At 60.3% G+C, this 12766-nt stretch carries 11 protein-coding genes; all 11 read right to left on the bottom strand.

From position 1 onward, the window contains the following. Window positions 1-66: 66 nt before the first annotated feature. Window positions 67-855, bottom strand: coding sequence for a ParA family protein (locus tag PMI23_RS19235; protein ID WP_007919990.1), 789 nt, complete (start codon window positions 853-855; stop codon window positions 67-69). Between the two features lie 43 nt (window positions 856-898). Next, window positions 899-1789 carry a flagellar motor protein MotD gene (gene motD, locus PMI23_RS19230; RefSeq protein WP_007919992.1) on the bottom strand — a complete coding sequence of 297 codons (891 nt, stop codon included), beginning with the start codon at window positions 1787-1789 and terminating at the stop codon, window positions 899-901. Between the two features lie 12 nt (window positions 1790-1801). Next, window positions 1802-2542, bottom strand: a complete 741-nt coding sequence (locus tag PMI23_RS19225) for a flagellar motor protein (protein ID WP_007919994.1) — start codon at window positions 2540-2542, stop codon at window positions 1802-1804. Next, complete coding sequence (locus PMI23_RS19220) at window positions 2542-3684, bottom strand: protein-glutamate methylesterase/protein-glutamine glutaminase (RefSeq protein ID WP_007919996.1); 1143 nt, start codon at window positions 3682-3684, stop codon at window positions 2542-2544. The genes PMI23_RS19225 and PMI23_RS19220 overlap by 1 nt, the downstream gene beginning before the upstream one ends. Window positions 3685-3733: 49 nt before the next feature. Then, window positions 3734-6007, bottom strand: coding sequence for a chemotaxis protein CheA (locus tag PMI23_RS19215; RefSeq protein WP_007919999.1), 2274 nt, complete (start codon window positions 6005-6007; stop codon window positions 3734-3736). 54 nt (window positions 6008-6061) lie between these two features. Next, window positions 6062-6850, bottom strand: coding sequence for a protein phosphatase CheZ (locus tag PMI23_RS19210; RefSeq protein ID WP_007920000.1), 789 nt, complete (start codon window positions 6848-6850; stop codon window positions 6062-6064). Between the two features lie 18 nt (window positions 6851-6868). Beyond that, on the bottom strand, window positions 6869-7240 hold the full coding sequence (locus PMI23_RS19205) for a chemotaxis response regulator CheY (RefSeq protein WP_161986607.1): 372 nt from the start codon (window positions 7238-7240) through the stop codon (window positions 6869-6871). 166 nt (window positions 7241-7406) lie between these two features. Beyond that, window positions 7407-8147: an RNA polymerase sigma factor FliA gene (gene fliA, locus PMI23_RS19200; RefSeq protein WP_007920004.1), complete on the bottom strand. Its 741-nt coding sequence runs from the start codon at window positions 8145-8147 to the stop codon at window positions 7407-7409. Beyond that, window positions 8144-8974, bottom strand: coding sequence for a flagellar synthesis regulator FleN (gene fleN, locus PMI23_RS19195; RefSeq protein WP_003222917.1), 831 nt, complete (start codon window positions 8972-8974; stop codon window positions 8144-8146). Before fleN ends, fliA begins: the two co-directional genes overlap by 4 nt. Before the next feature lie 116 nt (window positions 8975-9090). Next, entirely contained in the window at window positions 9091-10431 is a 1341-nt protein-coding gene (gene flhF / locus PMI23_RS19190; protein WP_007920012.1) for a flagellar biosynthesis protein FlhF, read from the bottom strand. A gap of 11 nt (window positions 10432-10442) precedes the next feature. After that, complete coding sequence (flhA, locus tag PMI23_RS19185) at window positions 10443-12572, bottom strand: flagellar biosynthesis protein FlhA (protein ID WP_007920014.1); 2130 nt, start codon at window positions 12570-12572, stop codon at window positions 10443-10445. Window positions 12573-12766 lie beyond the last annotated feature (194 nt).

Raw genomic sequence — 12766 nt, 5'->3', positions numbered from 1 at the left:
AGGAGCGCCACAAAGCAAGATCAAAAGATCGCAGCCTGCGGCAGCTCCTACAAGGTTCAACGTCATTCAAGCCACCTGCGGAACAAGTTGTTGCGCCAACAGATGCTTGAGCAGCGCGCGATACGCCAGCACGCCACGGCTCTTGCCGTCGAATTGCGAAGGCGTGACACCGGCACGACTGGCATCGCGCAGACGAGTATCGACCGGGATATAACCCTGCCAGATCTCTTCTGGGAATTTGTCGCGCAGCACACGCAAGGTATGCATCGATGCCTGCGTACGGCGATCGAACAGGGTCGGCACGATACTGAACGGCAACGCCTGTTTGCGCGAGCGATTGATCATTGCCAGGGTGTTGACCATGCGTTCCAGGCCTTTGACGGCCAAGTGTTCGGTCTGCACCGGGATCACCAGTTGCTGGCTCGCTGCAAGGGCGTTGACCATCAGTACGCCGAGCAACGGCGGGCTGTCGATCACCGCGTAATCGAAGTCCTGCCACAGCTGCGCCAGACTCTTGGCGATTACCAGACCCAGGCCACTCTGCCCCGGCGACTGACGCTCAAGGGTTGCCAGCGCGGTGCTCGATGGCAGCAGCGAAATACGTTCGTCACTGGTCGACAACAGCAGCTGCCCCGGCAGGCCTTGCGGCACGCTGCCCTTGTGCAGAAACAGATCGTAGTTGCTGTGTTCCAGGCTGTCGGGGTCGTAGCCGAAATAGCTGGTCATCGAGCCGTGCGGGTCGAGATCGACCACAACCACGCGCTTGCCCGCCTCGGCCAGCAATCCGGCTAAAGCGATGGAAGATGTGGTTTTACCGACACCACCCTTTTGATTGGCGACTGCCCAGACTCTCATTCGGTTCGTTCCTCCCGGCCGATATGCTCGACCGAGACATAGCTCAGCGTGTTAATGCGGGTGACGGAGAATTGACGGCACTCTCGCGTCCCGGCGTCTTGACCGGGGTCGGTGCAGTTTGTGTGCCAGCCCGCTTCAATGCAGCGTCCGGTTGCGCATTGGCGGTTCCGGTGCCCGTGAGGCTGCGGCGCACATCAAGATTGCGCGACACCACCAGCACCACACGACGGTTTTTCGCACGGCCTTCAGCGGTGGCGTTATTGGCGACCGGCTGGAACTCACCGTAACCGACCGAGGCCAGGCGGCCAGGGTTGACACCCTGCATCGCCAGCATGCGCACGATGCTCGCCGAACGCGCCGAAGACAGCTCCCAGTTGGTCGGGTACTGCGCGGTGCGGATCGGCTGATCATCGGTGAAACCTTCGACGTGGATCGGGTTATCGAACGGCTTCAGAATCGCCGCGACCTTGTCGATGATGTTGAAGGCGATGTCGCTTGGCATGGCGTCACCGCTGCCGAACAACAGGCTGGAGTTGAGTTCGATCTCGACCCACAGTTCGTTGCCACGCACGGTCATCTGATTAGAGCTGATCAAGTCACCGAAGGCGGCGCTGATGTCATCGGCAATGCTTTTCAGTGGATCGCTGGCGCCAGCGATACCGGCGTCGACCTGTTCGGCGTCCTTGACCAGCGGCTTGGCCGGGGTCACGGTCTTCGGTCGTTCATCACCAATCGGGATCGGTTTGAGCGAGCGGTCGGAGTCGGTGAAGACCCCGATCAGCGCTTCGGAAATGACTTTGTACTTGCCTTCGTTGATCGACGAAATCGAGTACATCACCACGAAGAACGCGAACAGTAGCGTGATGAAATCCGCGTAGGACACGAGCCAGCGCTCGTGATTGACGTGTTCTTCCTGGTGGCGACGACGAGCCATGAGGTTATTCCCTTAATCCATGAAGCCTTGCAGCTTCAACTCAATGGAGCGAGGGTTTTCACCTTCGGCGATCGACAGGATCCCTTCCAACAACATTTCGCGATAACGCGACTGCCGCAACGCGATTGACTTCAGCTTGGCCGCCACCGGCAGCAACACCAGGTTGGCACTGGCCACGCCGTAAATGGTCGCGACGAACGCCACGGCGATGCCGCTGCCCAGTTGCGTCGGATCGGCGAGGTTGCCCATCACGTGAATCAGGCCCATCACCGCACCGATGATGCCGATGGTTGGCGCGTAGCCGCCCATGCTTTCAAAGACTTTCGCCGCCTCGATGTCGCGGGCTTCCTGGGTGTAGAAATCCACTTCGAGGATGCTGCGGATCGCTTCCGGCTCAGCGCCGTCGACCAGCAGTTGCAGGCCCTTGCGCGAGTAGTTGTCCGGTTCGGCATCGGCTACGCCTTCCAGGCCCAGCAGGCCTTCCTTGCGCGCGGTGAGGCTCCAGTTGACGACGCGATCGATGCCACCGGCCAGATCGACCCGTGGCGGAAACAGAATCCAGGCGAGGATCTGCATGGCGCGTTTGAACGCGCTCATCGGCGATTGCAGCAGTGCGGCACCGACGGTGCCGCCCAGTACGATCAATGCCGCCGGGCCGTTGGCCAGCGCACCGAGGTGACCACCTTCAAGGTAGTTACCGCCGATGATGGCGACGAACGCCATGATGATCCCGATAAGGCTTAAAACATCCATCAGATACACGCCTCGACAATGTGTTTGCCGATGTCGTCGAGGCTGTATACCGCGTCGGCGAGGTCGGCTTTAACGATGGCCATCGGCATGCCGTAGATCACGCAACTGGCTTCGTCCTGCGCCCACACCGCGCTGCCGCCCTGCTTGAGCAGACGTGCGCCTTCACGGCCGTCGGCGCCCATGCCGGTCAACACCACCGCCAGAACTTTGTCGCCGTAGGATTTCGCCGCCGAACCAAAAGTGATGTCCACGCACGGCTTGTAGTTCAGACGCTCGTCGCCCGGGAGGATTTTCACCGCGCCACGGCCGTCGATCATCATTTGCTTGCCACCCGGCGCGAGCAACGCCAGGCCCGGACGCAGGATGTCGCCATCCTCGGCTTCCTTGACGCTGATGCGGCAGAGCTTGTCGAGACGTTCGGCGAAGGCCTTGGTGAATGCCGCCGGCATGTGCTGGATCAGCACGATCGGCGCCGGGAAGTTCGCCGGCAATTGCGTCAGCACGCGTTGCAGCGCCACCGGGCCGCCAGTCGACGTACCGATGGCAACCAGTTTGTAGGCTTTGCGTTTCGGCGCTGGCGACGAAGCGCTGGCGGCCGGAATACGGCTTGGAGCAGGTGCATGCACAGGCGCGGGTGTCGGACGTGCCGGTGCGCTGGTGCTGTGGCTGCTGAAGCTGGATGGCGCCGGAGCAGGCGTCGGTGCTGCGGCTGGAGCCGGCGCACTGTAAGCACTGAAACGACGGTTACTGCGCGAGATGCTATGCACCTTTTCGCACAGCAACTGCTTGACCTTCTCCGGGTTACGCGAGATGTCTTCGAAATTCTTCGGCAGGAAATCCACCGCACCGGCGTCCAGCGCATCCAGGGTGACCCGGGCGCCTTCGTGCGTCAGCGAGGAGAACATCAACACCGGGGTCGGGCAGCGCTGCATGATGTGCCGCACTGCCGTGATGCCGTCCATCATTGGCATCTCGTAGTCCATGGTGATCACGTCCGGCTTGAGTGCCAGCGCCTGATCGATCGCCTCTTTACCGTTGGTGGCGGTGCCGACCACCTGAATGCTCGGATCCGCTGAAAGAATTTCCGAGACGCGGCGGCGGAAAAAACCCGAATCGTCCACCACCAGGACTTTGACTGCCATAAACACTCCATTAGGTGCAGCGGGACGTTATCGCCCCGCCGCCCCGGATTCAAATACGCCGTGCGGCGTAACGCTTGAGCATGCTTGGAACATCGAGAATCAGCGCGATGCGGCCGTCACCGGTAATGGTGGCGCCGGACATGCCCGGAGTGCCCTGCAGCATTTTGCCCAATGGCTTGATGACCACTTCTTCCTGACCGACCAGTTGATCGACGACAAAGCCGATCCGCTGCGTGCCCACCGAAAGGATCACCACGTGGCCTTCACGCTGCTCTTCGTGAGCGGCGGAGCTGACCAGCCAGCGCTTGAGGTAGAACAATGGCAGCGCCTTGTCCCGCACGATCACCACTTCCTGGCCGTCGACAACGTTGGTGGTCGACAGGTCGAGGTGGAAGATTTCGTTGACGTTGACCAGCGGGAACGCAAACGCCTGATTGCCGAGCATGACCATCAGGGTTGGCATGATCGCGAGGGTCAGCGGCACCTTGATGACGATCTTCGAGCCCTGGCCCTTGGTCGAGTAGATGTTGATCGAACCGTTGAGCTGGGAAATCTTGGTCTTCACCACGTCCATGCCGACACCACGGCCGGACACGTCGGAGATCTCGGTCTTGGTCGAGAAACCCGGGGCGAAAATCAGGTTGTAGCACTCGGTATCGCTGAGGCGATCGGCCGCGTCCTTGTCCATCACACCGCGTTTTACCGCGATGGCACGCAGGACATTCGGGTCCATGCCTTTGCCGTCATCGGAAATCGACAGGAGGATATGGTCGCCCTCTTGCTCGGCTGCCAGCACCACGCGACCACCACGGGCCTTGCCCGACGCTTCGCGTTCTTCTGGCGACTCGATGCCGTGGTCGACGGCGTTGCGCACCAAGTGGACCAGCGGGTCGGCCAGGGCCTCGACAAGGTTTTTGTCGAGGTCGGTTTCTTCACCCACCAGTTCCAGGTTGATCTCTTTCTTCAGCTGACGTGCGAGGTCACGAACCAGACGCGGGAAGCGCCCGAAGACCTTCTTGATCGGCTGCATCCGCGTCTTCATCACCGCGGTCTGCAAGTCAGCCGTGACCACGTCGAGGTTCGACACGGCCTTTTGCATGGCTTCATCGCCGCTGTTCAGGCCCAGGCGCACCAGACGGTTACGCACCAGCACCAACTCGCCGACCATGTTCATGATTTCGTCGAGACGTGCCGTGTCGACACGCACGGTGGTTTCGGCTTCGCTCGCCGGTTTTTCCGGTGGCGGTGTCGCCGGCGCACGGGCCGGAGCCGGTGCAGCAGCGGCAGCCGGTTTTGGCGCTTCGGCTTTTGGCTCAGGCTTGGGCGCGGCTTTCGGCGCAGCAGCGGGAGCGGCCGCAGCCTTGGCGGCAGGCGCAGCCACCGTCGAAGCGGCGCCGGCAGTCGCGGCACCAACGTCAGTGAACTTGCCTTTGCCATGCAATTCGTCGAGCAGCGATTCGAACTCGTGATCGCTGATCAGATCGCTGCCGGCAGCAGCCGCCGCTGGAGCAGCAGGCGCCGGTGCCGAGGCAATCGCCGACTCCAGCGCATCGACGGCAAAGTTGCCCTTGCCATGCAACTGATCGAGCAGTGCTTCGAATTCGTCGTCGGTGATGTCTGAGCTGTCGCCCTTGGCCGGTGCCGCAGCAGCTGCCGCAACTGGCGCAACCGCGTCCACCGCGAACTGGCCTTTGCCGTGCAACTGATCGAGCAATGACTCGAACTCGGCATCGGTGATTTCATCGCTCGCGGCTTCAGCGGCCGTTTGCGCAGGGGCAGCAGCGGCCGGGGCTTCGGCTTCGGCCTTGACGGCGTTCAGCGAGTCCAGCAGTTGCTCGAATTCGTTATCAGTGATGTCGCCCGAGGAATCGCCTTCAACGACCAGTTCTTCGATCATCTCGGCCACCGGCGAAGCCGGGGCTGCGTCCGCCGCTTGCGGTTCGGCCAGGCGCGCCAGGGCGGCCAGCAGCTCCGGCGTGGCGGCGGTGATCGGAGCACGCTCGCGGACTTCGCTGAACATGCTGTTCACCGCGTCCAGTGCTTCGAGGACAACGTCCATCAGTTCTGCATCAACGCGACGCTCACCCTTGCGCAGGATGTCGAACACGTTTTCGGCGATGTGACAGCACTCCACCAGCTCATTGAGCTGAAGGAAGCCGGCGCCCCCTTTTACAGTGTGGAAACCGCGAAAAATTGCGTTGAGCAGATCTGCGTCATCCGGACGGCTTTCCAGCTCGACCAGTTGTTCGGACAGTTGCTCAAGAATCTCGCCGGCCTCAACCAGGAAATCCTGAAGGATCTCTTCATCGGCGCCGAAGCTCATTAATGGGGTGCTCCTACAGGTCTAAAAACCCAAAAAACCTAAAATTCCAAAACTCTAGAACCCGAGGCTGGATAACAAATCGTCCACATCGTCCTGACCGGACACAACGTCTTCTCGTTTATCGGCATGAATCTGCGGACCTTCACCCTGCGAGAGATGTTTTTGTGGATCTTTTTCTGCAAGCATCGCGGCGCGGTCATGTTCGATGCCCGCAAAGCGGTCGACCTGACTGGCCATGAGCACGAGTTTGAGCAAATTGCTTTCGACTTCGGTGACCAGTTGGGTCACACGCTTGATCACCTGACCGGTCAGGTCCTGGTAATCCTGGGCCAGCAGGATGTCGTTGAGATTGCTCGACACCGCACGGTTGTCCGTGCTGCTGCGTGACAGAAAACCGTCGACCCGGCGCGCCAGTTCACGGAACTCTTCAGCCCCGACCTCGCGACGCATGAAGCGGCCCCAATCGGCGCTCAAGGTCTGGGCTTCATCAGCCAGACTATTGACCACCGGCGTGGCGCTTTCCACCAGATCCATGGTGCGGTTGGCCGCGGCCTCTGTCAGCTTGACCACATAGCCCAGGCGTTCGGTGGCGTCGGTGATTTGCGACACTTCCTCGGCCTGCGGCATGTTCGGGTCGATCTGGAAGTTGACGATCGCACTGTGCAGTTCACGTGTGAGCTTGCCCACTTCCTGGTACAGGCCACGGTCACGGGTCTGATTGAGCTCATGGATCAGTTGCACAGCGTCGCCGAACCTGCCTTTTTCAAGGCTTTCGACCAGTTCGACCGCGTGTTTTTTCAGGGTCGACTCGAAATCGCCCTGTGAAGATTCGTTATGCTCCATAGCTCCCCCGCGCGTTCATCAGCCGATGCGTTCGAAAATCTTCTCGATTTTGTCTTTCAACGCCTGAGCCGTGAAAGGTTTGACTACGTAGCCGTTTACACCGGCCTGAGCGGCTTCAATGATCTGCTCGCGCTTGGCTTCTGCAGTCACCATCAGCACTGGCAGGTGCTTGAGCTTTTCATCGGCACGCACGTGGCGCAGCAGGTCGATACCGGTCATGCCCGGCATGTTCCAGTCCGTTACCAGAAAGTCGATGCTGCCGCTGTTGAGCACTGGAATGGCAGTCACGCCATCGTCAGCCTCGACGGTGTTGGTGAACCCAAGATCACGCAGCAGGTTCTTGATGATCCGCCGCATCGTTGAGAAGTCATCAACGATGAGGATTTTCATGTCTTTGTTCAATTCGACCTCCAAGCAGTCTTAAACGCGCCCAGCACCTGGACGCGCCACTTCAATCAATCGGCTTAGCACTCGAAGACTGTCTGGAGCACAACAGAGCAAGACCGGTGCCGTTCATCACCGCACCAGCCTCGTTCGCAGTGTCCCCACACCGCCTTCAGCGCGCTCGCCACTCCCCCAAACGCCCCCGCAAACGGGCCGCGCACTGGCTGTGTAACTGGCTGACCCGCGATTCACTGACGCCAAGGACTTCACCGATTTCCTTGAGGTTCAGCTCTTCGTCGTAGTACAGCGCCAACACCAGTCGCTCACGCTCCGGCAAATTGGCAATCGCGTCCGCCAACGCAGCCTGGAAACGTTCATCTTCCAGATCGCGCGACGGCTCAAGATGAGCACTCGCGCCATCCTCGTGCAGCCCTTCGTGTTCGCCGTCCTGCAGCAGGTCGTCGAAACTGAACAGGCGGCTGCCCAAGGTGTCATTCAAAATCCCGTAGTAATCGTCGAGACTCAATTGGAGTTCGGCTGCAACCTCGTGATCTTTAGCGTCACGGCCGGTTTTAGCTTCAATTGAGCGAATTGCGTCACTGACCATACGGGTATTGCGGTGAACCGAGCGTGGCGCCCAGTCCCCTTTGCGCACTTCGTCGAGCATCGCGCCGCGGATTCGAATGCCCGCGTACGTTTCAAAACTGGCGCCTTTGCTGGCGTCATATTTGGTCGAGACTTCGAGCAGACCGATCATTCCGGCCTGGATCAGGTCTTCGACCTGCACACTCGCCGGCAAACGCGCCAGCAAGTGGTAGGCAATGCGTTTGACCAGTGGCGCGTAACGCTCGATCAGTTCGTACTGCGCGTCACGTGCCGACTTCTTGTAGTAGTTCATACCGCTTGCGGTCATAGCACGGGCCCTGCCGTTTGCTGCACGAGGCGCTCGACGAAAAACTCAAGGTGGCCACGCGGGTTGGCGGGCAGCGGCCAGGTGTCGACCTTCTGCGCGATCGCCTTGAACGCCAGTGCGCACTTGGAACGCGGGAAGGCTTCATACACCGCACGCTGCTTCTGCACCGCTTTACGCACGCTTTCGTCGTAAGGCACGGCGCCGACATATTGTAGGGCCACGTCAAGGAAGCGATCCGTGACCTTGGTCAACTTGGCGAACAGGTTGCGCCCTTCCTGCGGGCTCTGCGCCATGTTGGCGAGGACGCGGAAGCGGTTCATGCCGTAATCGCGGTTGAGCAATTTGATCAGCGCGTAGGCGTCGGTAATGGACGTCGGCTCGTCGCAGACCACCAGCAACACTTCCTGGGCTGCGCGCACGAAACTGACTACCGAGTCACCAATACCCGCAGCGGTGTCGATCACCAATACGTCGAGATTGTCGCCGATGTCGCTGAACGCCTGAATCAGGCCGGCGTGTTGCGCCGGACTCAGGTGGACCATGCTCTGCGTGCCGGACGCCGCCGGCACGATGCGAATGCCACCGGGGCCTTGCAACAGCACGTCGCGCAATTCGCAACGGCCTTCGATGACGTCGGCCAGCGTGCGCTTAGGGGTCAGCCCCAACAATACGTCAACGTTCGCCAGACCGAGGTCGGCGTCCAGCAGCATGACCCGACGGCCAAGCTCTGCCAGCGCCAGCGACAAGTTCACTGACACGTTAGTCTTGCCGACGCCACCTTTGCCGCCGGTCACCGCGATCACCTGTACGGGATGCATGCTGCCCATGTTATTTCTTTACCTTGTCTTGCATAGACGGAGGCCACATTACTGGCTGCGCGTTCACAACCGGAACAATGCATGGCAGACCATCGATGTAGGTACAAAAACTGTTCATGAATACCTCAGCCTACCTGCTTGGTCGGGCTGTGATAGATATCAGCGAACATGTCAGCCATGGCTTCTTCGCTGGGTTCTTCCTGCATTTGCACGCTGACGGCGCGGCTGACCAGTTGATGACGACGCGGCAGATGCAAATCATCCGGAATCCGTGGGCCATCGGTCAGGTACGCGACCGGCAATTCATGACTGATCGCCAGGCTCAACACTTCGCCAAGGCTGGCCGTTTCATCCAGTTTAGTCAGGATGCAGCCGGCAAGCCCGCAACGCTTGTAACTGTGATAAGCGGCGGTTAGAACCTGTTTCTGGCTGGTGGTTGCCAAGACCAGATAATTTTTTGACCGAATGCCACGCCCGGCCAGACTTTCGAGCTGCATGCGCAGGGCTGGATCGCTGGCTTGCAGGCCGGCAGTATCGATCAGCACCACGCGTTTGCGCAGCAGTGGATCCAGCGCCTGCACCAGCGATTGGCCCGGATCGACGTGGGTCACCGGCACATTGAGAATGCGACCCAGCGTCTTCAGCTGTTCCTGAGCGCCGATACGGAAACTGTCCATGCTCACCAGCGCGACATTCTGCGCGCCGTATTTCAGCACATAACGCGCGGCAAGCTTGGCCAGCGTAGTGGTCTTGCCCATGCCGGCCGGGCCGACCATGGCAATCACACCGCCCTCTTCCAGCGGCTCGACTTCCGGTACGGCAATCATCCGTGCCAGGTGCGCGAGCAACATGCGCCAGGCCTGACGCGGCTCTTCGATATCGGTGATCATCGCCAGCAGATCGCGCGACAACGGGCCGGACAGGCCGATACGTTGCAGACGGCGATACAGATTGGCCTGCGCCGGACGGCTGCCTTGCAGCTGATTCCAGGCCAGGGTACCGAGCTGGACTTCCATCAGCTCGCGCAGGCTGTTCAATTCAAAACGCATCGAATCCAGTGCGCGCGGATCAACACCGCCGGAAGACTGCGCAGGTGCCGGGGCTGGACGCGCCGGAGCGGCGTAGGTCGGCTCGGTCAGCGGTTCAGCTGCGGTCAGCGGCAGGCCGGCCGTCAACGGCAGGCCAGCGAAAATCTGGCGATTGCTGTTGCCATCGGCTTCGCCACGCAGGCTCAACTCGGCCTGAGCGGTGACGATGCGCGACTGGGTCTTGCGCAGCTCGTCTTCGAGCTCCATGTTCGGAACCCGTGGCGCCAACGCCGACAATTTGTAATCCAGTGCCGCCGTCAGCTCGACACCGCCGGCAATGCGGCGGTTGCCAATAATGGCGGCATCAGCGCCCAGCTCATCACGAACCAGCTTCATGGCCTGACGCATATCGGCGGCAAAGAAACGCTTAACTTGCATAAACCACTACCTCAGCCGTTGGGCCCTACTGTCGCAACGATGGTCACTTGCTTGTTGTCCGGTATTTCCTGGTAGGCCAGCACATGCAGTCCAGGGACTGCGAGGCGGCCAAAGCGCGAGAGCATCGCGCGGATCGGGCCAGCGACCAAAAGGATCACCGGCTGACCTTGCATTTCCTGACGCTGCGCCGCTTCGATGAGCGAACGCTGCAGCTTCTCGGCCATGCTTGGCTCCAGCAGAACGCCCTCTTCCGAGCCTTGTCCTGCCTTCTGCAGACTATTGAGCAATATTTGTTCCAACCTTGGCTCCAAGGTGATCACAGGCAGCTCCGACTCAGTGCCTACAATGCTTTGGACGATGGCGCGCGATACGCCGACGCGCACCGCAGCCACCAACGCGGCGGTATCTTGACTCTTCGCAGCGTTGTTGGCGATGGCTTCGGCAATACTGCGGATATCGCGCACCGGCACGTGTTCGGCCAACAGCGCTTGCAGCACTTTGAGCAGTTGCGACAGCGAAACCACGCCCGGCACCAGCTCTTCCGCCAGTTTCGGCGAGCTTTTGGCCAGCAATTGCATGAGTTGCTGCACTTCCTCGTGGCCGATCAGCTCACTGGAGTGCTTGTACAGAATCTGGTTCAAGTGCGTGGCGACCACGGTGCTGGCATCGACCACGGTGTAACCGAGCGATTGTGCCTGGGCACGCTGGCTGATTTCGATCCACACCGCTTCCAGACCGAAAGCCGGATCTTTGGCATTGATACCGTTGAGCGTGCCGTAGACCTGGCCCGGGTTGATCGCTAGCTCGCGATCCGGGTAGATCTCGGCTTCGGCGAGGATCACGCCCATCAGAGTCAGGCGATAGGCGCTCGGCGCCAGATCGAGGTTGTCGCGGATGTGCACGGTCGGCATCAGGAAGCCCAGATCCTGCGAAAGCTTCTTGCGCACGCCCTTGATCCGCGCCAGCAATTGCCCACCCTGATTGCGATCCACCAGCGGGATCAGGCGATAACCGACTTCCAGACCGATCATGTCGATCGGCGTGACGTCATCCCAGCCCAGCTCCTTGGTTTCCATGGCGCGGGCCGGCGACGGCAGCAGTTCCTGCTGGCGCTTGACCTCTTCCAGCGCCACGACCTTGGCCACGTTCTGCTTCTTCCAGAACAGGTACGCGCCACCAGCGGCCAGCGCAGCCATGCTCAGGAAGGAGAAGTGCGGCATGCCCGGCACCAAGCCCATCACGGCCATCAAACCGGCCGCCACCGCCAACGCTTTCGGCGAGGCGAACATCTGGCGATTGATCTGTTTGCCCATGTCTTCCGAACCGGAAGCACGGGTCACCATGATCGCCGCCGCTGTCGATAACAACAGTGATGGCAATTGCGCCACTAAACCGTCACCGATGGTCAGCAAGGCGTAAACCCGACCGGCATCGCCGAAGCTCATGTTGTGCTGGAAGATACCGACGGCCATGCCGCCAATAAGGTTGATGAACAGAATCAACAGACCAGCGATGGCGTCACCCCGGACGAACTTGCTGGCACCATCCATCGAACCGTAGAACTCGGCCTCTTGGGCGACTTCCTGACGGCGCATCTTGGCCTGGTTCTGGTCGATCAGACCGGCGTTGAGGTCGGCGTCGATCGCCATTTGTTTGCCGGGCATTGCATCGAGGGTGAAGCGCGCGCTCACCTCGGAAATCCGCCCGGCACCCTTGGTCACCACGACGAAGTTGATGATCATCAGGATCGCGAAGACCACGATACCGACCACGTAGTTACCGCCGATCACCACCTCACCGAAGGCCTGAATCACCTTACCGGCAGCGGCGTGGCCGTCCTGACCGTGCAGCATGACCACCCGCGTCGAAGCTACGTTCAACGCCAGCCGCAGCAACGTCGCGACCAGCAGAATCGTCGGGAACACCGCAAAATCCAGCGGCCGCAGCGCGTACACGCAGACCAGCAGAACGACGATCGACAGCGCGATGTTGAAGGTAAAAAACACGTCGAGCAGGAACGGCGGCACCGGCAACATCATCATCGCCAGCATCACCAGCAGCAACAACGGCACGCCCAGATTGCCCCGACTGAGGTCGGCAACGTTTGTGCGAGCAGTGTTGAATAACTGAGAGCGATCCACCGGTTTTCCCCGTTCCTTTAAAGCAAACTTTTGACGCCCAGAGCGGGCTCACGGCGGGTACTGCAAGAAGCTTTCCAACTTTTGCCGGGGAATGAAATCGGGAGAGAAAACATGCCCCCTGTAGGAGTGAGCCTGCTCGCGAAGAGGCCAGTGAAGTCCGCGCAAATCGCCTTTTAAACTCAGGCGTTTAAAAG

Origin of the sequence: Pseudomonas sp. GM24, assembly GCF_000282235.1 — a bacterium.
Lineage (GTDB): Bacteria > Pseudomonadota > Gammaproteobacteria > Pseudomonadales > Pseudomonadaceae > Aquipseudomonas.
The sequence above is the reverse complement of the archived record's forward strand: the minus strand, read 5'-3'. Positions and strand labels throughout refer to the sequence as shown.